Annotated in this window: 20 protein-coding genes; 8 read left to right on the plus strand and 12 right to left on the minus strand. The window is 75.9% G+C overall.

Annotated elements, in window-relative coordinates:
- Positions 1-46: 46 nt before the first annotated feature.
- Positions 47-919, minus strand: coding sequence for a LysR family transcriptional regulator (locus RM844_RS10360; protein WP_311666731.1), 873 nt, complete (start codon positions 917-919; stop codon positions 47-49).
- 212 nt (positions 920-1131) lie between these two features.
- Between RM844_RS10360 and RM844_RS10365 the strand changes: the two genes are divergently transcribed.
- The 4 genes from RM844_RS10365 (at position 1132) to RM844_RS10380 (ending at position 5555) form a co-directional block, all read left to right on the plus strand.
- The gene (locus tag RM844_RS10365; protein ID WP_311666732.1) at positions 1132-2031 is read left to right on the plus strand and encodes an oxidoreductase; all 900 of its coding nucleotides are present in this window, start codon (positions 1132-1134) and stop codon (positions 2029-2031) included.
- 243 nt (positions 2032-2274) lie between these two features.
- Complete coding sequence (locus RM844_RS10370) at positions 2275-3909, plus strand: PepSY-associated TM helix domain-containing protein (RefSeq protein ID WP_311666733.1); 1635 nt, start codon at positions 2275-2277, stop codon at positions 3907-3909.
- Positions 3910-4125: 216 nt separating this feature from the next.
- Positions 4126-5319 carry a UDP-N-acetylglucosamine--N-acetylmuramyl-(pentapeptide) pyrophosphoryl-undecaprenol N-acetylglucosamine transferase gene (locus RM844_RS10375; RefSeq protein ID WP_311666734.1) on the plus strand — a complete coding sequence of 398 codons (1194 nt, stop codon included), beginning with the start codon at positions 4126-4128 and terminating at the stop codon, positions 5317-5319.
- A 104-nt stretch (positions 5320-5423) separates the two neighbouring features.
- Positions 5424-5555, plus strand: coding sequence for a hypothetical protein (locus tag RM844_RS10380; protein WP_311666735.1), 132 nt, complete (start codon positions 5424-5426; stop codon positions 5553-5555).
- Positions 5556-5584: 29 nt separating this feature from the next.
- On the opposite strand, the gene RM844_RS10385 is transcribed toward RM844_RS10380, so the two are convergent.
- The 3 genes from RM844_RS10385 to RM844_RS10395 all read right to left on the minus strand — a co-directional run bounded on the left by RM844_RS10385 (position 5585) and on the right by RM844_RS10395 (position 8440).
- Positions 5585-6100, minus strand: a complete 516-nt coding sequence (locus RM844_RS10385; protein ID WP_311666736.1) for a TetR/AcrR family transcriptional regulator — start codon at positions 6098-6100, stop codon at positions 5585-5587.
- A gap of 76 nt (positions 6101-6176) precedes the next feature.
- The gene (locus RM844_RS10390; RefSeq protein ID WP_311666737.1) at positions 6177-7391 is read right to left on the minus strand and encodes an NAD(P)/FAD-dependent oxidoreductase; all 1215 of its coding nucleotides are present in this window, start codon (positions 7389-7391) and stop codon (positions 6177-6179) included.
- A gap of 104 nt (positions 7392-7495) precedes the next feature.
- On the minus strand, positions 7496-8440 hold the full coding sequence (locus tag RM844_RS10395; protein WP_311666738.1) for an RNA polymerase sigma-70 factor: 945 nt from the start codon (positions 8438-8440) through the stop codon (positions 7496-7498).
- A gap of 79 nt (positions 8441-8519) precedes the next feature.
- Between RM844_RS10395 and RM844_RS10400 the strand changes: the two genes are divergently transcribed.
- On the plus strand, positions 8520-9125 hold the full coding sequence (locus RM844_RS10400; RefSeq protein WP_311666739.1) for a sugar O-acetyltransferase: 606 nt from the start codon (positions 8520-8522) through the stop codon (positions 9123-9125).
- On the opposite strand, the gene RM844_RS10405 is transcribed toward RM844_RS10400, so the two are convergent.
- The 7 genes from RM844_RS10405 to RM844_RS10435 form a co-directional block, all read right to left on the minus strand.
- Positions 9122-10102 carry an amidohydrolase family protein gene (locus RM844_RS10405; RefSeq protein ID WP_311666740.1) on the minus strand — a complete coding sequence of 327 codons (981 nt, stop codon included), beginning with the start codon at positions 10100-10102 and terminating at the stop codon, positions 9122-9124. The genes RM844_RS10400 and RM844_RS10405 overlap by 4 nt on opposite strands.
- The gene (locus tag RM844_RS10410) at positions 10099-11076 is read right to left on the minus strand and encodes an MBL fold metallo-hydrolase (protein ID WP_311666741.1); all 978 of its coding nucleotides are present in this window, start codon (positions 11074-11076) and stop codon (positions 10099-10101) included. Before RM844_RS10410 ends, RM844_RS10405 begins: the two co-directional genes overlap by 4 nt.
- Complete coding sequence (locus tag RM844_RS10415) at positions 11073-12026, minus strand: ABC transporter ATP-binding protein (RefSeq protein ID WP_311666742.1); 954 nt, start codon at positions 12024-12026, stop codon at positions 11073-11075. The genes RM844_RS10410 and RM844_RS10415 overlap by 4 nt, the downstream gene beginning before the upstream one ends.
- The gene (locus RM844_RS10420; RefSeq protein ID WP_311666743.1) at positions 12023-12787 is read right to left on the minus strand and encodes an ABC transporter permease; all 765 of its coding nucleotides are present in this window, start codon (positions 12785-12787) and stop codon (positions 12023-12025) included. The genes RM844_RS10415 and RM844_RS10420 overlap by 4 nt, the downstream gene beginning before the upstream one ends.
- 212 nt (positions 12788-12999) lie before the next feature.
- On the minus strand, positions 13000-13797 hold the full coding sequence (locus tag RM844_RS10425) for an ABC transporter permease (RefSeq protein ID WP_311666744.1): 798 nt from the start codon (positions 13795-13797) through the stop codon (positions 13000-13002).
- The gene (locus RM844_RS10430; RefSeq protein WP_311666746.1) at positions 13794-14807 is read right to left on the minus strand and encodes an ABC transporter substrate-binding protein; all 1014 of its coding nucleotides are present in this window, start codon (positions 14805-14807) and stop codon (positions 13794-13796) included. The genes RM844_RS10425 and RM844_RS10430 overlap by 4 nt, the downstream gene beginning before the upstream one ends.
- A 242-nt stretch (positions 14808-15049) precedes the next feature.
- Complete coding sequence (locus tag RM844_RS10435) at positions 15050-15802, minus strand: class II aldolase/adducin family protein (RefSeq protein WP_311666747.1); 753 nt, start codon at positions 15800-15802, stop codon at positions 15050-15052.
- A gap of 260 nt (positions 15803-16062) precedes the next feature.
- Between RM844_RS10435 and RM844_RS10440 the strand changes: the two genes are divergently transcribed.
- Positions 16063-16797, plus strand: coding sequence for a Clp protease N-terminal domain-containing protein (locus RM844_RS10440; RefSeq protein ID WP_311666748.1), 735 nt, complete (start codon positions 16063-16065; stop codon positions 16795-16797).
- A 403-nt stretch (positions 16798-17200) separates the two neighbouring features.
- Complete coding sequence (locus RM844_RS10445) at positions 17201-18790, plus strand: Na+/H+ antiporter (RefSeq protein ID WP_311666749.1); 1590 nt, start codon at positions 17201-17203, stop codon at positions 18788-18790.
- Between the two features lie 235 nt (positions 18791-19025).
- On the opposite strand, the gene RM844_RS10450 is transcribed toward RM844_RS10445, so the two are convergent.
- Positions 19026-20321 carry an MFS transporter gene (locus tag RM844_RS10450; RefSeq protein WP_311666945.1) on the minus strand — a complete coding sequence of 432 codons (1296 nt, stop codon included), beginning with the start codon at positions 20319-20321 and terminating at the stop codon, positions 19026-19028.
- A 138-nt stretch (positions 20322-20459) separates the two neighbouring features.
- On the opposite strand from RM844_RS10450, the gene RM844_RS10455 reads away from it, so the two are divergent.
- The gene (locus RM844_RS10455; protein WP_311666750.1) at positions 20460-21041 is read left to right on the plus strand and encodes a TetR/AcrR family transcriptional regulator; all 582 of its coding nucleotides are present in this window, start codon (positions 20460-20462) and stop codon (positions 21039-21041) included.
- Positions 21042-21332: the final 291 nt, after the last annotated feature.

A 21332-nucleotide genomic window follows, 5' to 3' on the forward strand; every position in this document is an offset into this window, starting at 1 on the left:
GGCGCGCGCCGGTCGCTCGCCCGCGGCCGTGGGGGCGCGGGTCCGGTCAGAGGCTGGTGGCGGTGCGGACCAGCGCGGCCAGCGCCAGGGAGCGGTTGTGCGCGGGCCAGGCGATGTGGGTGACGACGGGCGGCGCGTCGGCCAGCGGCACGGCGGCGTGCTCGGCCCACAGCCAGGCGCGGGCCGAGTCCGGGTAGACGGCCACGGTCCGGCCGAGCGCGATCAGCTGGGCCAGCTGCGTCTGGTCGTGGATCTCCGGGCCAGGGCCCGGCGGGTAGACGCCGTGCCGGGCCCAACGGGCCAGCGGCAGGCCGGGGACGCCCTCGATGTCGGCCATGGAGAGCGTCCGGCGGGCGGCGAGCGGATGTCCGGCGGGCAGCACGGCGATCTGCCCCTCGGTCATCAGCTCCTCGCTGTCGAAGCCGACGAGCGAGTTGAACGGCGCGTGCATGAGCGCCGCGTCGGCGCGGCCGTCGCGCAGCATCGCCTCCTGGTCGCAGGTGCCGCTCGGCAGCACCTCGATCTCGGCGGCGGCCGGCTCGGCCGCGTGCGCGTCGAGGAGCTTGTGCAGCAGTTCGTGGGAGGCCCCGGCCTTCACGGCGAGGACCAGCCGGTCGCGGGCGCCACCCGGCCGGTCGGCGGCGCCGGCGCGGCGGGTGCGGCGCGCGGCGGCGGCGGTCGCGTCGAGGGCCGCCCGGCCCTCGTGCAGCAGCGTCTCGCCGGCGCCGGTCAACGCCACACCGCGCCGGTCACGGGCCAACAGGCGGACGCCGAGGCGCCGTTCGAGCTGCTGGATGGCGCGGGACAGCGGTGGCTGGGCGATGCCGAGGCGCTCGGCGGCCCGCCCGAAGTGCAACTCCTCGGCGACGGCCACGAAGTACCGCAGCTCGCGGGTCTCCACGGTGTCCACGGTCTCCATGGCCCCAGCGTACGCCGCTGATACCCGGCGGGTATCAGCGAGCGCCGCATCGGTATTGGCCGCGCCGCCCGCCCTCGGACGACGATCGACGGCAGGAGCGAACGCGGCGCGCGCCAGCGCACCGCGCGCCCGAGGTTTCCGCCGACGCCCGGCGAACGCCCCGGCGACACACCGCTCTCCCCATCACCGGACCCGGCAGCGAAGGCACCGTCATGCACACTCCCGTCCCCACCCTTCCCGGCGGCGGCTGGCCCCTCGGCGAGTCGACCGTCACCCGCTTCGGCTACGGCGCCATGCGGTTGGCCGGCCCCGGCGTCCTGGGACCGCCCGCCGACCGCGACGGCGCGCTCGCCGTCCTGCGCACGGCCGTCGACCTGGGGATCACCCACATCGACACCGCCGGCGCCTACGGACCGCGGGTCACCAACCGGCTGATCCGGGAGGCGCTGCACCCCTACCCGGCGGGCCTGCGCCTGGTGACCAAGGTCGGCGCGGTCCGCGACGAGCAGGGCGGCTGGCCTCCCGCCCGGCGCCCCGACGAGCTGCGCCGCGCCGTCCACGAGAACCTCGACGACCTCGGCCTCGACGCGCTCGACGTGGTCAACCTCCGGCTCGGCGACGCCAGCGGCCCCCAGCCGGGCTCGCTCGCCGAGCCCTTCGCCGCCCTCGTCGACCTCCAACGGCAGGGCCTCATCCGGCACCTCGGGGTGAGCAACGCGACGGCCGCCCAGGTCGCCGAGGCCCGGTCGCTCGCGCCGATCGTCTGCGTGCAGAACCTGTACAACCTCGCTTACCGGCAGGACGACGAGCTGATCGACTCACTCGCCGACCAGGGCATCGCGTACGTGCCCTTCTTCCCGCTCGGCGGCTTCACCCCGGTGCAGTCCACCGCGCTGTCCGCCGTGGCCGACCGGCTGGGCGCGACGCCGATCTCGGTCACCCTGGCCTGGCTGCTGCGCCGGTCGCCCAACATCCTGCTCATCCCGGGCACTTCGTCGGTGGCGCACCTGCGGGAGAACGTCGCGGGCGCGGGGCTCGCGCTCCCCGACGAGGCGCTGGCCGCGTTGGAGGGCATCGGCCGCCGGCCGCGCCCGACCCGGCCCGCCGACTGACCCCACCCCGCACACCCCGCCGCGCCCGGCCCCGGCCACCCGGGCCACCCGGGCCACCCCGGGCGCGGCAACCGCCCACCGGCCGGGTCCCGCACGCCGGGTCGGCGTGCGGCCTCCGGCGGGCCGGGCGGCGCGGACGGGCGCCGGGTCCGCGCTCGGCGGGAACGGGAGCCGCCGCGCGGACGACTCCTGGGGTGAACGCCGTTCGCGGGCCGGCCGGCCCCACCGGACCAGAGGTGACGCATGACGACCGCCACACCGGACACCCCAGCCAGCCCCGAGCCACCCCCCGAGGAGGACCGCCCCGCCGGGCCGCGCTCCGCGTCGCTGCGGCCCCTCGTGCTGCGGCTGCACTTCTACGCCGGCCTGCTGGTCGCGCCGTTCCTGTTCGTCGCCGCCTTCTCCGGGCTGCTGTACGCCGGTTCGGTGCAGGTGGAGAAGCTGGTCTACGACCACGAGCTGAGCGTGCCGGTCGGCGACGCCCACCGGCCCGTCGACGAGCAGATCGCCGCGGCCCGGGCCGCGTACCCGGAAGGCACGCTCGACGGGGTCCGCCCGGCGGCCGAACCGGGCGACACCACCCGGGTGTTGCTCGACCTGCCGGACCTCGGCCCCAGCCACCGCCTCGCCGTGTTCGTCGACCCCTACACGGCGGAGGTCCGGGGCGACCTGGAGGCCTACGGCTCGTCCGGGGCGCTCCCCTTCCGCTGGTGGATCGACGAACTCCACCGCGGCCTCCACCTCGGCGACTTCGGCCGCCACTACAGCGAACTCGCCGCCAGCTGGCTGGCCGTGATCACCCTGGGTGGGCTGTTCCTCTGGCTCGGGCAGCGGCGCCGGCGCCGGGCCAGGGGCGCGCTGTTGCCCGAGCCACGCGCCAAGGGCCGGCGCCGGCTGCTGAGTTGGCACGGTTCGCTCGGCCTGTGGATCGCGCTGCCGCTGTGCTTCCTGGCGCTGACCGGCCTGACCTGGTCGCAGCACGCCGGCGCCAACATCACCCAGCTGCGCGGCGACCTGTCCTGGGAGACCCCGACGGTGAACACCGCACCGCCCGGCTCCGCCGAGCCCTCAGGGCACGGCACCCACGGCGGCCGCGCCGACGGCGAGGGCCACGGCGAGCACGGTGAACATGGCGAGCACGCGGAGCACCCCGCACACGAGGACCACCTGGACGACGGGGCTGACGGGGCCGACACGTCCGACGCGCCGACCATCACCCCCGGCCAGGCGTGGGAGAGCGCCCGGGAGGCCGGCCTGCGCGCCCCCGTCGAGATCGTCTACCCGACCGAGCCCGGCGGCGCCTACGCCGTCCAGGAGGTCCAGGCCCACTGGCCGACCCAGGTGGACGCGGTCGCCGTCGACGCCGGCACCGGCGAGGTGACGGACACCGTGCGCTTCGCCGACTTCCCGCTGGCCGCCAAGCTCGCCCGCTGGGGCGTCGACGCGCACATGGGGCTGCTCTTCGGCTTCGCCAACCAGCTCCTGCTGATGCTGTTGGCCACCGCGCTGATGACCCTCATCGTCCTCGGCTACCGCATGTGGTGGCGACGCCGCCCAACGGGCGAGGGCCGCCGCGGCTGGGCGCGGCCACCGAGCCGGGGCGCCTGGCGCCGCGCACCCCGCGCCGGACTGCTCCTCCTGCTCGCGGTGGCGGCCGTGGCCGGCTACTTCGCGCCCCTGCTCGGCCTGTCCCTGCTGGCCTTCCTGCTGCTGGACGCCGTCCTCGGCGCCGTCCACCGCCACCGCGTGAGCCGCGACCCACACGGCCGCGAAACGAACGACCGGGACGCGGGCGACCGCGACCCACACGGCCCCGAGGCGAACGGCCGGCGGCCGGCGGAGCCGAACCCCGCGGACGGCGGCCCGCGCCGGACCTAGCGGTGGCCGGGGGACGCCGGGGGCGCCGGCCGGCCGCCGGCCCCCGGCGCGCACGCCAGCCCGGGTGCCGGCGTGCGCGCCGGCACCCGGGTCGGCGCACGTCACCGCGTGCGCCGGCCAGGAAACGGCCCTGCTATCGTCCGCGCTGTCGTCCCATCACCCCAGCCACGCACGCGGGTTGGGGTCCGTCGCCCCTGGCCAGATTGGTTATCCGCTGTGAGCAGTGCTGCCGGCCGTTCCCCGTCCGACTCCGACCGGGCCTTCCGACTGATCGTCACCGGCGGGGGCACCGGCGGCCACACCTACCCCGCGCTGACCGCCGTGCGCACCCTCCAGGCCCGGCTGGCTGACTCCCGGCGGGCACTGGACGTGCTGTGGGTGGGCACGGCCGACAGCCTGGAGGCGCGGGTGGCGGCCGGCGAGGGCATCAGGTTCGCCCCGGTGGCGACCGGCAAGATCCGCCGCTCCAGCAACCCGCTGAAGATGCTCTCCCCCGCCAACGTGAAGGACATGGGCCGCGTCCCGCTGGGCGTGGCGCAGTCCCGCAAGCTGGTCAACGGCTTCCGCCCGGACGTGGTGCTGGCCACCGGCGGCTATGTCGCGGTGCCGGTCGGGCTGGCGGCGGCCAGGTTCTGCAAGCGGCCCCTGGTGGTGCACGAGCAGACGGTGCGGCTCGGCCTGGCCAACCGCACGCTGGCCGGGCGGGCCACCCGGATCGCCGTCTCCTCCGAGTCGACGCTGCCGCTGCTGCCCGAGGCGGCGCGGGCGGTCGCCGTGGTCACCGGCAACCCGGTGCGCCCGGAGGTCCTCACCGGCCAGCCCGAGAAGGCCCGCGCCGCGCTGGGCCTGTCCGGCTTCGCGCCGCAGTTGCCGACCGTCTACGTCACCGGTGGCGCGCAGGGCTCGCAGCAGATCAACCACCTGGTGCGGGACATCCTGCCCTGGCTGCTCACCCAGGCCAACGTCATCCACCAGTGCGGCCCGGGCAACGTCGAGGAGCTGCGGCGGCACACCGCGGGCCTGCCGGCCGAACTCGCCGGCCGCTACCTGCTGACCGGCTACGTCGGGCCGGAACTGCCGGACGTCCTGGCCCTGGCCGACGTGGTGATCTCCCGCAGCGGGGCCGGCACCATCGCCGAGCTGACCGCGCTGGGCAAGGCCGCGGTCTTCGTGCCGCTGGCCACCTCGGCCGGCAACGAGCAGGCGCACAACGCGCGCCACCTCCAGGAGGCCGGCGCCGCCGTCGCCCTCCCGGCCGACCCGACCCCGGACACCCTGCGGGAGGCGGTCGGTCCGCTGCTCGCCGACCCGGCGCACCGCGCCACGATGGCCGCGCAGGCCCGCACCCAGGGCCGCCCGGACGCCGCCGAACGCCTCGTCGACGTCCTCCTCGACGCCGCCCGCGCCTGACCCGAACGCCCGCCCTCCCCCACGACCGCCGGCCGGGGGTCGCCGCGCCCCCGCCACCCGTCGTCCACCCGGCCCCCGACGGCGCCACCCGCCGGGTGATCACCGTGAGCGACCCGCGGGGCGCCAGGCTGGCCCGGATCGAGGTGCTGGGGCTGGACATCCGGCTGCCGCCCCGGGAGGCGGCGGCCCCGCTGCGCGCGCTGGTCGCCCGCTTCGCCAGCGGCGCCCTCCGCTGAGCAGCCGCCCAAACCTCCGGCGTCAACGCTCAGGCGGGGATCCGTGGTGGGCCGGCGTGGGCCCGGCCGGTGGCGGGGCCGGCGAAGATCGCGACCATGCCGAGGACGTCCTCGGTGACGTCCCGGCGCCCCACGTGGCGGGCCTGCCGGCGGCGTTCGGCGACGATGCCCTGGAGGGCGGTCCACAGCAGTTCGGCCCGCTCCACCGCGTCGGCCCGGCCCTCGACGGCGCCGGCGGACCGCAGGTCGTCGGCGAGGGCGGCGACGTGTTCGTCCAGCGACGCGCGGACCGCGTCGGTCTCCTTGAGCCAGTCCACGCTCTCGAAGAGCAGCTGGTAGGGGCCCTGGTGGGCCAGCCCCCAGCCCACCAGGGCCAGCGCGAAGGCGTCGAGGCGCTCGCGCGGCGAGCCGGCGGCTGCGGTCGGGGACTCGACGCGGGTCCTGGCGTCGGTGAAGTGCTGCTCAAGCACCGCCTCGATCAGCGCGGTCCACGAGTCGAAGTGCAGGTAGACGGCGGTCGCCGAGACGCCGGCGGCGCGTGCCACGGCGCGCAGCGAGGGGGCCGGGGGCCGGCCACCAACGGCGGCGCCCGCCGGGCCAGCCCCCGGCGCCCGGCCCGGCCTAGACGCCCCGCGCCTCCCCCACCCCCGTCGCCGCCCGGCCACCCGCCTCCGGCGCGACGACGGCGCGGCGCCGGCTCGGCAGGCCGAGCGTCGGGTTGCCGACGCCCCAGGCGGCGCCCCGGCACACCACCTCCTTGTAGAGCGCGGCGAGCCGCCCCGTCACGGCCGCCCGCACCGGGCGGTCGTCCGCGGTGACGTACTGGATCAGCCCCTCCTTCCGGCCCAGCGAGACGCACTGGTTGACGTACCGGGGCGCGGTGGTCGGCAGCGCGCGGCCGGTCAGCCGGGCCGCGATCGCGTCGGCGGCCTGCCAGGCGGTGGGCACGCCGGAGGCGCAGGACATCCGCAGCGGCTTCCCGCCGGGGCCGGCCACCTCGGCCGCGTCACCGATCGCGTACACCTCCGGGTGGGAGACGGAGCGCATGGTCGCGTCGACCACGATCTGGCCGGTGTCGGCGGTCGTCAACCCGGTGGCGGCGGCCAGCGGATGGACCGCGAACCCGGTGTTCCACACGGTGACCGCGGCCGGGATGGTCCGGCCGTCGGCGGTGGCGACGTGGTCGGGCGCGACGCGCGCCACCACGGTGTGCTCGTGCACGGTGACGCCGAGCCGGTCGATGACCTTCCGCAGGTGCCGGCGGCCCTTGGCCGAGAACTGGTCGCCGAGCCCGTCCTGGGTGGCGAGCGCGACGGCCAGGTCCGGGCGGGACTCGGCGATCTCGGTGACCGCCTCCAGGCCGGTGAGGCCGCCGCCCACGACGAGCACCGAGGCGCCGGCGGTCAGGCCGGCCAGCCGGTCCCGCAGCCGGAGCGCCCCTGGGCGGCCGGCGATCTCGTGGGCGTGCTCGGCCACGCCGGGCACGCCGCCGGCCGCCCAGCCGCTGCCCAGCGCGTAGACCAGCGTGTCGTACGCCAACTCCGCGCGGTCCGACGCGTCGTCGGTGACGGTGACCGTGCGGTGCTCGACGTCGATACCGGTGACCCGCCCGACGCGCAGCTCCACCCCGGTGCCGGCGAGCAGGTCGCGCAGCGGCCGGGGGGTCAACTCCCGCCCGACCGCCAGCTGGTGGAGCCGGACCCGCTCGACGAAGTCGGGTTCGGCGTTGACGAGGGTGATCCGGACGTCCTCCCGGCGCAACCGCCGCGCGACGCGCCCGGCCGCGGTGACTCCGGTGTAGCCGGCTCCGATGACGATGATGCGGTGCTGCTGCATGGGCCTTCTCCTGTCCAACGCGGATGCGCCCCTTGAACCGGACAGCCCGCCGATTCCTGACAGCCCCCCGCTGTGAACCAGCTCACACCGCCGTGCGTCGCCGGTCAGAAGGTGTTGAGCAGCGGCTCCCCCGGCCCGGACGCGGCCCAACGGGCCGCGACCCGGGCCAGCTTGTCCGGGTTGACCTGGCTGCGCACCCCGGCGATGCCGGCCTCGGTGACCTCCAGGCACAGCACGCCGACGACCCGGCCGGCGACGACCACCACCAGGGCCGGGTCCCCGTTGGCGGTGCTGAAGTGGAGATCGGCGGAGCCGCCGAGCAGCGCCCGCTTCGCGTCGCTCGGCCGGAACAGGCCACGCAGGAACGTCGCCACGGCGACCGCCCCCTCGAACGGCACGGCGCGCGCCGGGACCTGCCCGCCACCGTCGCCGACCGCGACGGAGTCGTCGGTCAGCAGCCGCACCAGCGGCTCCGTCCGGCCGCTGGTCGCGGCCGCGAGGAACTCCTCGACGATCCGCCGGGCCGCGGCCTCGTCGATCTCGACGCGGACCTTGCCGGCGGCGACGTGCTTCCTGGCCCGGTGCAGGATCTGCTGGCTGGCCGCCTCGGTGAGGTCGAGGATCTCGGCGATCTCCCGGTGCGGGTAGGCGAACGCCTCCCGAAGCACGTACACGGCCCGCTCGTTGGGGGTGAGCCGCTCCATCAGGGTGAGGATCGCGAACGACACCGACTCACGCTGCTCCACGGTGTCCGCCGGGCCCAGCATCGGATCGCCGGCGAGCAGCGGCTCGGGCAGCCACTGCCCCACGTAGGTCTCCCGACGGGCCCTGGCCGAGGTGAGCTGGGTGCGACACAGGTTGGTCAGCACCTTCACCAACCACGCCTCGGGCACCTCGATCCGCCCGACATCGGCCGCCTGCCAGCGCAGGAACGTCTCCTGCACGGCGTCCTCGGCCTCGCTGGCCGACCCCAACAGCCGGTACGCGATCGCCGCCAGCCGCGGCCTGACCGCCTCGAACCGTGCCACGTCCTCCATGCTGAGGGCCACGCCCGAATCCTAGCCCGCGGCCGGCCGGGGTGGGGCAGACTGCCGGGGTGACGGGGGCGGTTGGCGACGGAGGTCGGGCATGGATGAACGGGAGCGCGAGCGTGCGGTGTTGGACCGGATCGGGCGGGGGCTGGTGTACACCGAGTCGGAGGCGGCCTTCCAGGCCGGGCGGCGGCGGGCCGACCTGATCTTCGAGTACAACCACACGCCGCCGGGCCAGACCGAGCGGCAACGGGAGCTGCGTGCGGCGATCCTCGGCTCCTGCGGCGCGGACGCCGTGCTGCTGCCGCCGTTCCATGCCGCGTTCGGCAGCAACGTGCACCTCGGCGACGGGTTCTTCGGCAACGTCAACCTGACCTTCGTGGACGACGTGGAGATACGCGTCGGGAACGGGGTGATGATCGCGCCGAGCGTGACCCTGACCACCACCGGGCATCCGGTGCACCCGGACCGCCGGGTGGACTTCGCGCGGTTCTCCGAGCCGATCACCATCGAGGACAGGGTGTGGATCGGCAGCAACGTGGTGGTGCTGCCGGGCGTCCGCGTCGGCTACGGCTCGGTGATCGGCGCGGGCAGCGTGGTGACCAGGGACGTGCCGCCGATGACCGTCGCGGCGGGGGTGCCGTGCCGGGTGCTGCGCGAGATCACGGAGGCGGACCTGCGGACCCGTGTGGCACCCGACTAGCGTCCGGCCGTCCCCCTCGGGGCGTCGCGGCCGAGGAGGCGCAGCGTGTTGCCGCCGGCGACCAGGTCGGCCTCGGCCGGGGTGAGCCCGGTCTCCCGCAGCGCGGTCTCCACCCGCCGCCGGCTGGCGGCGCGTTGGCCGATCGGCCAGTCGCTGCCCACCAGGACGTGGTCGGCGCCGAGCAGGTCGGCGGCGAACCGGATGGCGGTCGGCGCGAAGCCCATCGTGTCGACGTAGACGTGCGCCCGGTCGGCGCCGGGCGGCGGCGCGGTGAGGGCGGCGCCCTCGTCGGCGGCCGCGGCGAGCGCCAGCCCGGCGATGCCGAGCATCGGGAACACCACGTGCAGGCCCGGGAGTTCGGCGAGCACGCCCTCGGTGACCAGGGAGAGCAGGGCGGCGGCCGTGACGCTGCCGCGGGCCAGCGAGGTGCCGAACCGGCCCAGGTCGGCGAAGGCCAGGCTGAGCGGCTCGGTGCTGACCGGGTGCGCGAAGACGGGGACGCCGAGGCGGGCCGCCGCGGCCAGCGTGGGGCGGGCGGCCGGGGCGCCGAGCAGCTGGTCGCCGGTGGCGCAGTCCACCACGATGCCGGGCAGCCCCAGCCCGGTGACGGCCCGCGTCACCTCCTCGGCGGCGGACTCGCCGGCGAAGGCGTCGACCGTGGCGAGGCCGGCCAGCCGGTCCGGCGCCCGGGCGGTGGCCTGGGCCAGGTGCTCGTTGAGCAGGCGTAGTTCGGCGGGGCTGGTGCGCCGGCCCGGCGGGGTGACCAGCGAGGGCGGGGCGCTGAGCACCCGCAGGTCGAGGTCGTGCCGGCGGGTGTCGCCGAGCAGGTCGTCGAGGTCGGCGATCCGCCGGGCCAGCCCGGTCCACCGGTCGGCCAGCGCGGCGGCCGGGTTCGGCGGCGGCAGCGCCGGCAGCGCGGGGTTGGCGTAGTGGGTGTGGAAGTCGGCGACGTAGCGCCGGGGCGTCGGCTCGGTCACGCGCGCGGCCGGTCGACGGGGGCGGCCGGGTCGGCGACGTCGAGGAAGGTGTAGCCGAAGCCGCGCTCGACCCGGCTGACCCGGCCGGCGGCCGGGAACGGGAAGTGCGCCGGAACCAGCAGGTCCCCGGTGTCGGCGACCCGTTCCAGCAGCGCGCGCCGCTGGGCCGCCGAGTCCTCGGCGTGCACGCAGTACCTGATGCTCCACTCGGGCCGCTCCAGTTGGACGCCGTGGTGCAGCATGTCGCCGGCGAACACGGCGCGTTGGCCGGCCGACTCGACCTCGACGCAGACGTTGCCCGGGGTGTGGCCGAAGGCCGGGACCAGCCGGACGCCGGGCGCCACCTCGTGGTCGGCCGGCACCAGGTCGAGGACGCCGGCGGCGGCCAGCGGCAGGATGCTGTCGGCCAGGTAGTCGCCGGTGCGCTCCAGCGCCCGCGCCCCGGCGGGGCCGGTCCACCAGGCGAACTCCTCCTCGACCACCAGGTAGCGGGCGTTGGGGAAGGTCGGGGCCCAGCCGCCGGCGCCGTCCGCGCTGGTGGCGAACCCGACGTGGTCGACGTGGAGGTGGGTGAAGACGACGGTGTCCACGTCGGTCAGGGCGACGCCGGCCCGGGCGAACTGTTCGAGGAAGGGGCGGTCGGCCCGGTCGAAGACGGCTCCGTTACGGCGCTTCCCGTTGCCGCCGCCGGCGTCGATCAGGATGTGCCGGCCGGCCACCCGCAGCAGGTGGGCCTCCTGGTTGAGGACGATCCGCCCGTCGCGGAGGAACGGCTCCCGGGTGTAGAAGGCGCCCTCGGTCCAGGGCTCGCGCTCCAGTTGCGGGAAGAACTCGGTGGGCGACGGCAGGTAGTCCACCTCGCGGAGCGGGAAGACCCGGGCGTCGCCCACCGGGAAGGACCAGAGCGGGCCGGTGCCGCCGCCGGTGTCGGTCCAGCGGGGGGCGGCGGACGGGCGCGGGGGTGTGGCGGTCATGGGGTCTGGCTCTCCCGGGGGTGACGGGGCTCGGCGGACTCGGCGGACTCGGCGGACTCGGGGCGTGCGACGGACCCGGTCGGCGCGGCGGGTTGGGCCGTTGTCCCGGTCGGCTCGGCGGGCTGGGCGGGCTCGGCCGGCTCGGCGCTCGGCGGGGCCGCCGGCGGGCGGCGGACGTGGCCGTAGACGCGGGCGCGGAGTTCGGCGAAGCGCGGGTCGGAGCGGGTGGTCAACTGGTCGCGGACGGCCGGCAGATCGACGGCGATGTCGGCGGTGACCCGGGCGGGGGCGGCGCTCAGCACCACCACGCGTTGCCCCAGGTAGACGGCCTCGTCGATGTCGTGGGTGACGAACACCACGGTGATTCCGTACCGCCGCCACAGGGTGGCCAGCAGGTCCTCCAGGTCGGCCCGGGTCTGGGCGTCCACCGCCGAGAACGGCTCGTCCATCAGCAGCAGTCGGGGCCGGTGGGCGAGGGCCCGGGCGATGGCGACCCGCTGCTGCATGCCGCCGGACAGCTGCCAGGGGTAGGCGTCGCCGGCGTCGGCGAGGCCGACGTCGGCCAGCGCCTCGGCGACCAGGCGCCGCCGCTCCGCCCGGTCCGACACCCGGTGGCGCAGCGGCAGTTCGACGTTGGCGCGGACCGTCTTCCAGGCGAAGAGGCTGCGCCCGTACTCCTGGAAGACGACACCCAGCCGCTCGGGTGGTTCGCGGACCGGGCGGCCGTCGAGCACGACCTGCCCCTCGGTCGCCGGCAGCAGCCCGGCGACGATCTTCAGCAGGGTGGTCTTGCCGCCGCCGGACGGCCCGACGACGGAGACGAACTCCCCGGCGCGCACGTCCAGTTCGACGCCGGCCAGGGCGGTGACCGAGCGGCCGGCCGCCCGGTAGGTCTTGCCGACGCCGGCGACGCGCAGCAGCACGTCCCCGTCGGCCGTGGTGCCGGTCACGATGGTCCTTCCTGGCGTCCGGTGAGGCCCCGGTGCCATCTCAGTGCGTGCCGCTCGACCCGCTCGAAGAGCTTGGCGAGCACGAAGCCGAGCAGGCCGATCAGCAGCACGCCGCTCCACATCTCGGGGAGGGCGAACGACCGTTGGAACCGCACGACGGTGAAGCCGAGGCCGTCGGTGCTCATCAGCATCTCGCTGACCACCATGAGGATGATGGCCAGGCCGAGCGCCTGGCGGGCGCCGGCGAAGATCCGCGGGCTGGCCGCCCGCAGCACGAGGCGGCGCCGGGTCCAGGCCGGCAGCCGGTAGACGGCGGCCGTCTCCAGCGCCACCTCGTCGACCGCGCGCACCCCGTCGGCGGTGTTGAGCAGGATCGGCCAGAGCGCGCCGAAGGCGATGACGACGATCTTGGTGGTCTCGCCGATGCCCACCGCGACCAGCAGCACCGGGATGATCACCGGCGGCGGCAGCGCCCGCAGGTAGCCGAGCACCGGGTTGACCAGCGCGCCGAGCAGCGGGGACCGTCCGATCAGGTAGCCGACGGGCACGCCAAGCGCGAGCGCCGCGCCGTAGCCGGTCGCCAACCGGCGCAGGCTGGGCAGCACGTCGTCGATCAGCACGTCGGAGAACCAGACCCGGCCGAAGGCGTCCAGGATGTCGCGCAGCGGGGGCAGGAACACGTTGCCACTGTCCGCGCTGGTCACCCACCAGAGTGCGGCCAGCGCGGTGGGCAGCGCGAGGGTCGCGCCGACCGCGCGCACGGCGCGCCGGCCGGCGGCCAGCGCCCCACGCCGGCGGGCGCCCGCGCCGGCCGCCGGCCCCGTGGCCGGGCCCGCTCCCGTCGCCGAATCCGTGCCCGTGCCTGTTCCGGTGCCTGGTCCCGTCGCCGTGCCGGTGCCCGTTTCGGTCTCGGTGCCCGTTCCTGGGCCCGTACCCGTTCCTGTCCCCGTTCCCGTTCCTGGGCCCGTGCCGGTCATGTCAGGGCCGCCCTTCGGGTCGCCAGATGCCAGTGCAGCAGCCGCCGTTCGGCCGCCCGGGCCAGCAGGTCGAGGGCCACGCCGAGGCAGCCGGTCAGCAGCACCAGCCCGTACATGCGGGTGACTTCGCCGGCCTCCTGGCTGCGCCAGATCAGCTCGCCGAGTCCCGCCGCGCCCATCACCAGGCCGCCGGTCACGGCCAGCGCCAGGGCGACGGAGACCACCAGCCGCAGCGCCGTCGCCAGGTAGGGCAGCACGGTCGGCCAGGTGACGTGCCGGGCCCTGGCCAGCGGGCCGAGCCGCAGGCAGCGGGCGGTGTCCACGGCCACCGGGTCCACGTCCCGCAGGCCGTAGAGCACCTGGAACAGCACGATCCAGAAGCCGGAGACGGCGACCAGCAGCACCGTGATCTGGCCGACGTCCAGCAGGAACACCAGCACCGGGATCAGCACGATCGGCGGGACCGGCCGCAGGAAGTCCAGGGTGGAGGAGGTCAGCCGCAGCAGCCACGGCACCGAGCCGATGCCGAAGCCGAGGGCGATCCCGGCGAGCAGCGCGAGCGCGGTGCCCAGCCCGGCGGCGCCCAGCGTGGCGCCGGTCGCGGACCAGAACGCCCCGGTGCCCAGCAGTTCGACGGCGGCCGGCAGGCAGGCGCTGAGCGGCGGCACGTGCCGCGGCTCGAAGAGCGCCCGGACGGCGACCTCGTAGAGCAGCGCCGCGCCGGCCACCCCGAGGGCGCCCAGCGCCCAGCCGCTGCGCCAACCCACCGGGCCCGGCGCGGTGTCGGTGGTCACGGCAGGATCAGCCCGTCGAGGTCGGGTGCCGCGTCGATCAGTTCGTCCCGCAGCGCGTAGTCGGCCAGCTTCTCGGCGGCCACCCGGCTGACCTCGTCCCGCCAGCCGGTGATGGTGATCGACTCGGCGACCTCGGGGCTGATCTCGGTGAAGGTCGGGATGACGGCGCGGACCTCGTCCTCGTGCTCCCTGGCGTAGGCGTAGGCCTCGCGGACGGCGGCGCGGAACGCCTCGACGGTCTCCGGGTTGTCTTCGACGAAGGCGCCCGAGGTGTACCAGGCGGAGACCGTCAGGTCCTCGGCCAGGTCGGTGAAGCCCCAGCCGATCGGCACCGCGCCCTCGGCCTCGGCGGCCGACAGGAACGGCTCGACCACCCAGGCCCCGTCCACCTGCCCGGTGCTGACGGCGGCCGGGACCTGCGGGAACGGCAGCTCGACCAGCCGCACGGAGTCGGGGTCGCCGCCGTCGGCGCTGACCGCCTCGCGGGCCGCGGCGGCGGCGATGTTGGTCAGGCTGTTGACCGCGACGGTCTTCCCGGCCAGCTCCCTGGGGCGGGTGATGCCCGAGTCGCCGTCGACGACCAGCGCCCCGTAGTCCTCGCCGGCGACGCCGGTGGAGGCGGAGGCCGGCACCACGGCCTTGACGTCGAGACCCTGGGCGCGGGCGACGATCAGGGTGGTGAGGTCGCCGGTGGCGAAGTCCACCCGGTCGGCGAGCACCGAGGGCACCGAGACCAGGTCGGAACTCTCGGTGTCCACTTCGACGTTGAGGCCGTGCTCGGCGAAGATGCCCTGTTCCTGGGCGAGATGGATGGGCGCGAGGTGGCTGAGCGGCGCGGACGCCAGGGTGACGGTGGTGAGTCCGTCGCCGCCGGGGGCGTCGGAGTCGCCCGAGGTCGCGGCGCCGTCGTCGCCGCAGGCGACCAGGACGCCGGTCAGCAGCAGGGCGGTGCCGACGGTCGCGGCGGCCCGGCGGGCACGGCGGCGGGTCGAGGCGCTGGTGGACATCATGGTGCTCACTCTCAGGGGACGCCCGGAGCAACCGCCCAGGTCCGACGGGGACGCGCGGGGGCTCACGGGGAACTCTCGGGGAATCGCGGGGGGTTCTGGTCGCGGGGGCCTTGGGGCCTGGGCCCCTTGGGCTCTCGGCACCCCGTTGGAAGGAGGGCGCCGGGCCGGAGGTCGGCCGGTGCGGGCGGTAACGGGGGGCGGACGGCCGGGAGTTGGGCCGTCTCGCGCGGGCGGGTGCGGGGCTAGAAACGGAGCCGCAGGTCCAGGTCGCGGACGTACTCCGGCAGCGGTGCCGGGCCGCCGAGCGGCAGCGAGCCGACGCTGGAGACGGCGGCCTCCTCGATCGCGGTCACCAGCCGCGCCGCGTGCACCGCGCTGTCGCCGGCGACGAGCAGGCCGTGGTTGCCCAACAGCACGCCGTACGTCTCGGGGTTGGCCCGGTAGGTGTCGGCGATGGACCGCACCGCCTCGCTGGTGCCGCGCGGCGCCCAGGGCGCCACCGGCACGTCGACCCGCTGGCCGTGCACGAGGAGCGCCTCGTACCTGGCCGGCAGGGCCACCGCGGCGAGCGCGTAGCTGGTGGCGTGGGGCGAGTGGGTGTGGATGACGGCCTGGACGTCGGGCCGGGTCCGGTAGACGCCGACGTGCATCGTGAGGATGGCCGCGACGGACGGGCTGGGCCGGCCGTAGAGCACCTCGCCGTCGAGGTTGACGACCACGACGTCGTCGTTGACGGTGCGCAGGCCCGGCACGCCGACCCGCAGGTCGCCGGCCGGCAGCGGGCGCAGCAGTTCGCCCGCGTTGACGGCGAGCAGGTCGTCGTGACCTGGCAGCCGGACGCTGACGTTGCCGTGCCCGCTGGCGGACATCACGGAGGCGCCGAAGAGCCGGCCGATGGACGCGGCCAAGTCGGCTCGCGCGGCGGCGAGTTCGTCCGCGCCGAACGGCTCGGCGCCGTCGAGGGAGGGAAGGGAGGAGGGGTGCTGCTCGGTCATCGGGTCGCTGCCTTGTCTCGGGGCGCCACGGGCGGCGACGCGCGCCGGGGGCGGACCCGGGCGTCGCGAACGGCGGACGTGGCGTGAAAAGGGGGTGAGATGAGGAAGATCAGCGACCGAGACACAGCGCGCTGGCGACGCAGCCGTAGTCAACGGCGCGACGAATGGTCAGCAACGCAGACATAGCCCGACTATAACCCTGGGGGTATACGGCCGGCAACCCACCCTCGGGAGGTAGCCGTCCGTGACAGGATGCCTCCGTGCCCAAGGTCAACGTCTACCTCCCCGACGGCCTCGCGGACCGCGTGCGCGAGGCGAAACTCCCCATCTCGCGCATCTGTCAGATCGCGCTCACCCAGGCGCTGGAGAGCGCCTCGGGCCCGACCGGCGCCACCTCACCCACCGCCACTGCCGTGCCGGGGCCGACCGAGCCCACCGACCTGACGCCGCCCCCGAACCACCATGTGGCGCTCATCCTGCGGCAGGCCAGGTCCGCGGCGGCCGACCGCGGCGCGGCCGAGGTCGACACGGCCGACGTGCTCAACGCCCTGCTGGACGAGGGCGAGAGCGTCGCCCTGACCACCGTGGAGCGGCTCGGCTTCCCCCGGGACGACATCCGGCGGGCGCTGGCCCGGGCCGCCGCCGCGCACCGCGCGGACGCCGTCGCCCCGGCGGCCGGCCCGCCCCGGCTGTCGGCCGGTACCAGGACGGCGCTGGCCACCGGCGCGGCACAGGCCACCGAGCACGGCTCGGACGTCACCACCGCCAGCCACCTGCTGCTCGGCCTGATCCGCGACGCCGGCCCGGCCGGCGAGGCGATGCGCCGCTCCGGCGTCGCCGACACCGTCACCCCGGCGGTGCTCTCGGCGCTCTACTTCGGCGTCTCCTTCGGCCGCATCCGGCTCGAACGGGACACGGAGGAGGCGTGGTTGCGCACCGCGCTCACCGAGATCACCACCCGGCTCGGCCGGATAGAGCGCGGCCTGCCGCACTGACCGCTGACGCGGGTTGACGCGGCCCGGCCCATGGCCCGGGGCCGGCCCCGGGCCGTGGGCCCGGCGGTCCGGCGGCCGGGCGGTCAGGCGGTCAGGCGCCCGGTCGCCGAACGCGGGCGCCGCGAGCCGCCGTTCCGCGCCCGCTCCGCCGGGGGCCACCGTCCAGCACCCGCCCCGCCGCGAGCCGCCGTTCCGCTCCACCCTCCCCGGGGCGCCGGCACGCACCGCCGCGGGCGTCGGGGTACGCCGATCGGGTCGCGGGCCGGCGGTCGCGGTGTGCGCACCCCCGCCAGGTGGCCCTGTCCATGGCCCCGCCTGCCGCCCCGCGCCCCGGTCGGTGCGCGACCCTCGATCCGGCGACCCCGGCGCCCGACCCGGCGCCCCGGCTCCAGGGAGGGTGCGGATGCACGGTCTCGAACTCGTGGTGATCCTCGGGCTGGCCCTGCTGGCGGGCAGCGTGCTGGCCCGCCGGCTGCGGCTCGCGCCACCCATCCCGCTGCTGGCCATCGGCGTCCTGCTGGGCTTCGTGCCAGCGCTGCGCGAGGTGCACCTGCCGCCGGACGCGGTGCTGCTGCTCTTCCTGCCGGCGCTCCTCTACTGGGAGAGCCTCACCACCTCGCTCCGCGGCATCCGCCGCGACCTGCGCGGCGTGCTGCTGCTCGGCACCACGCTGGTGATCGCCACCGCCGGGGTGGTGGCCACCGTGGCGCACGCGTTCGGGCTCGGCTGGGGGGCGGCGTGGGTGCTGGGCGCGGCGGTGGCGCCGACGGACGCCACCGCGGTGGGCGTCTTCGCCCGCTCGCTGCCCCGGCGCAACGTCACCCTGCTGCGGGCGGAGAGCCTGATCAACGACGGTACGGCGCTGGTGGTGTTCGCCCTCGCCGTGGGCATCACGGTGGGCGAGGACCACCTGACGCTGCCCCATGTGAGCTGGCTGTTCCTGCTCTCCTACCTGGGCGGGGCGGCGGCCGGCGCGCTGGCCGCCTGGCTCGGCTACCGGATCCGCCGGCACGTCAACGAGGACCCGCTGCTGGCCAACCTGACCATCGTGCTGACCGCCTTCGGCGCGTTCCTGCTGGCGGAGCTGATCGAGGCGTCCGGCGTGCTGGCCGTGGTGGTGGCCGGCCTGACCATGAGCCAGGCCGGTCCCCGGCTGCGCGGCGCGGCCACCCGCCGGCAGGCCGAGTACTTCTGGTCGCTGGCGACGTTCCTGCTCAACGGCGCCCTGTTCGTGCTCGTCGGCCTCCAGGTGCAGGCCGCCGTGCACGACCTGCGCGGCGCCCGGCTCGGGTACGCCCTGGCCGCCGTCGTCATCGTCTCCGCGCTGGTCGTCGGCACCCGCTTCGCGTTCCTGTTCACCGTGCCCTACCTGATCCGGCTGCTGGACCGGCGGCCGGCGCAGCGCCGCCGGCGCGGGTCGGGCCGCTCCCGACTGGTCAGCGCGCTGTGCGGGTTCCGCGGCGCGGTGTCGCTGGCGGTGGCGCTCTCGGTGCCGAAGGCGCTCGACTCCGGCGAGCCGTTCCCCGACCGGGACATGATCATCTTCGTCACCACCGGGGTCATCCTGGTGACCCTGGTGGTGCAGGGGCTGCTGCTGCCCCGGGTGACCCGCTGGGCGCGGCTGCCGCGCGACACCTCGGCGGCCGAGGAGCGGCTCCTCGCCGAGACCACCGCGATGCGGGACGCCTACCGGGCCATCCCGGCCGTCGCCGAACGCCTCGGCGTCGACCCCAGGGTCGCCCGGCGCACCCGCCGGGAGTACGAGATCCACCTCCAGGTGGTGCGCGCCGACGGCGGCGAGGTCGAGGACGCGGACGCCCTGCGCCTGGACCACGACTACACCACGCTGCGCCTGGCCCTGCTCGACCACAAGCGCGCCACCGTGCTGCGCCTGCGCGACCAGCACGAGATCGACGACGCGGTCCTGCTCCAACTCCAACGCCGCCTCGACATCGAGGAGGTCCGCCTCCGCCCCCACGACCCGCTGGAGTGACGCCGACCGCGACGAGCCGCGGGACCGCGCCGTCCGCAAGCGGACCCTCCGGGGAACGGGGACGGGAACGGGATCGGGGACGGTCCCGGGATCGAGACCCTCGGGGCGAGGCCCGCGGGCGCGAGCGGGGACCCGTCGTCGAACACCGGGTCAGCCATTCGGCGCCGGACCCGGCCTCCGCCCGAAGTGGCGTCCGTAGCGCGGGGACGGCCCCGCCGGCTGGCGCGGCCCGTGGTCAACGCCCCTGCCCGGTACGGGACTCCCCCGCCGGCTCCGGCTCGTCCGCCGTCGCCGGCGGTTCCGTCGCCAGCGGTTCCGTCGCCGGCGGTTCCGTCGCCGGCGGTTCCGGGGTGCCGCGGCGGACGTTGACCGCCGGGGCGAGGAAGATCGCCACGGCGACGAAGGCCAGCACCACGGTCATCGCGGCGCGCAGCCCGTAGTGGTCGCCGAGGAAGCCCAGCCCCGGCGGGCCGACGAGGAACGCGACGTAGCCGATCATCGCGACCATGCTGACCCGGGCCGCCGAGTCGGGCCCGGAGTCGCCGGCCGCGGAGAGTGCCAGCGGGAAACCGAGCGACGCGCCCAGGCCCCAGAAGAGCACGGCGGCGGCGGCCAGCACCGGGGAGTCGGCGAAGATGACGACGGCCAGGCCGATGGTGGCGGAGACCGCGCTGGCCCGGACGACGGCCACCCGGCCGAAGCGGTCGATGACGTAGGCGCCGCAGAACCGGCCGACGGCCATGGCGGCGGCGAAGCCCGCGTAGACGGCCGACCCCAGGGCCGGGTCCATGTCGTGGCCGTCGACCATGAGCAGCGGCAGCCAGTCGTTGGCGGCGCCCTCGGCCAGCGCCATGGTCAGCACGATGCCGCCGATCAGCAGCAGCCGCCGTTCCCGCCACAGCCGGGCGCCGCCGGCCGGCGCGGCGTCGGCCTGGCCGGCACCGCCGGCGCGCCGGGTCCGGCCGACGCCGGCGGGGATGGCCCGCAGCGCGTAGCCGAACATGCCGGCCGCGGCGGCGGCCATGGCGAGCAGGTGCCACTGGACGGGGAACTCGACGGCGGTGCACAGGATGCCCAGCGAGGCCCCCACCACGGTGCCGAGGCTGAAGAACCCGTGCAGGGTGGGCAGTACGGTCTGGCCGGTGAGCTGTTCGACCTCGGCGCCGTCGATGTTGACCGCGACCTCGCCGCCGCCCATGCCGGCGCCGAAGAGCAGCAGCCCGACGGTGACCACGGGCGCGGAGGAGAGGAGCGTGCCGCCGCCGATGACCGCCAGGCTGAGGATGACCAGCGAGGTGCCGACGCCGATGACCGGCCGGGTGCCGAACCTGGCCACCAGCGCCCCGGAGCTGAGGATGCCGAGCATGGAGCCGACCGAGAGGCCGAACAGGACGACGCCCATCTGCGCGGTGGAGGCGTCCAGTTGGTCCCTGATGTCGGGGGTGCGGGTCACCCACGAGGAGATCGAGAGGCCGGGGAGCAGGAAGAACAGAAACAGCGCCGTCTTGCGGCGGCGGGTGGCCAGGTCTATCACGGCGGACTCGTTCCAGGCGGGTCACGGCGGGAACGGTCGACGACCGCCCCGGAAACAGAGAATGTACGGATGTACATGTTCGGGCGTGTGCAAAGGTACCTGCCGAGGGGTGCCGAGGGAAAGGGACCAAGGACCATGACCGGAAGCTCACGCGGGCCCAACGACCCCGGCCGGCGGGACCGGATCATCGAGGCGGCCCTCGACGTGATCGCCGAGCACGGGGTCACCGGGGCCACCCAGCGCCGCATCGCCGAGGCCGCCGGCGTCTCGCTGGGCTCGATGACGTACTACTTCGACGGCCGACAGCAGCTGCTCGTCGAGGCCTTCACCCGGCTCGCCGAGTCGATGTCCGACCGCTACCGCGAGCTGCTGGACGCCGCGCGCGACGTGCGGGAGGCCCGCGCGGCCGTGGTGGAGATCATCTGCGGCCCGGTCTGGGGCCGCCCCAGGGACCTGGTGCTCAGCTACGAGCTGTACGCCTTCACCGCGCGCGACCCGGCACTGCGCGACGTGGTGGGCTCCTGGATGCGCGCCAGCCGCGCCGCGCTGGGCAAGCACTTCGACGCCCGCACCGCCCGCGCGCTGGACGCGCTGGTGGAGGGCTTCAGCATCCACAACTCGATGGACACCGACCCCACCAGCCGGGCGGATGTCGCCGCCGTCGTCGAGGCGGTCAGCGCGGGCGCGACGCCGCCGAGGCCGGACACGGAGGGCTGACCACCGGGCCGGGCCGGCGCCGCCGGAACGGGGAACGGGCCGGGGAACGGGCCACGCCGGGGAACAGCCACGCCGCCCGGGCGACCGGCAGGCGCGAAGGTCACAGCGAGCGCTGGGACGTGAACCCGCGACCCCTTGACCCCCAGTCAAGTGCGCTACGTCGCGACGCGGCCACCGCACGACGCGCGCCAACCGCCGCGCGCCGGCGCGCCGTGCACCACGCCGGTGCACGCGCCCACGACCCGCGGCGCCCGCGCGCGACAGCACCCACGACCGACGGACTCGTCGTCC

This window comes from Streptomyces chisholmiae (genome assembly GCF_031845445.1).
Taxonomy (GTDB): Bacteria; Actinomycetota; Actinomycetes; order Streptomycetales; family Streptomycetaceae; genus Streptomyces; species Streptomyces chisholmiae.

What these genes read in the sequence shown, in the direction of transcription:
- RM844_RS10455 (WP_311666750.1), top strand. Translation starts at nt 20,460, where the DNA reads ATGACCGGAAGCTCACGCGGGCCCAACGACCCCGGCCGGCGGGACCGG.
- RM844_RS10410 (WP_311666741.1), bottom strand. Translation starts at nt 11,076, where the DNA reads ATGACCGCCACACCCCCGCGCCCGTCCGCCGCCCCCCGCTGGACCGAC.
- RM844_RS10360 (WP_311666731.1), bottom strand. Translation starts at nt 919, where the DNA reads ATGGAGACCGTGGACACCGTGGAGACCCGCGAGCTGCGGTACTTCGTG.
- RM844_RS10430 (WP_311666746.1), bottom strand. Translation starts at nt 14,807, where the DNA reads ATGATGTCCACCAGCGCCTCGACCCGCCGCCGTGCCCGCCGGGCCGCC.
- RM844_RS10390 (WP_311666737.1), bottom strand. Translation starts at nt 7,391, where the DNA reads ATGCAGCAGCACCGCATCATCGTCATCGGAGCCGGCTACACCGGAGTC.
- RM844_RS10435 (WP_311666747.1), bottom strand. Translation starts at nt 15,802, where the DNA reads ATGACCGAGCAGCACCCCTCCTCCCTTCCCTCCCTCGACGGCGCCGAG.
- RM844_RS10370 (WP_311666733.1), top strand. Translation starts at nt 2,275, where the DNA reads ATGACGACCGCCACACCGGACACCCCAGCCAGCCCCGAGCCACCCCCC.
- RM844_RS10445 (WP_311666749.1), top strand. Translation starts at nt 17,201, where the DNA reads ATGCACGGTCTCGAACTCGTGGTGATCCTCGGGCTGGCCCTGCTGGCG.
- RM844_RS10365 (WP_311666732.1), top strand. Translation starts at nt 1,132, where the DNA reads ATGCACACTCCCGTCCCCACCCTTCCCGGCGGCGGCTGGCCCCTCGGC.
- RM844_RS10400 (WP_311666739.1), top strand. Translation starts at nt 8,520, where the DNA reads ATGGATGAACGGGAGCGCGAGCGTGCGGTGTTGGACCGGATCGGGCGG.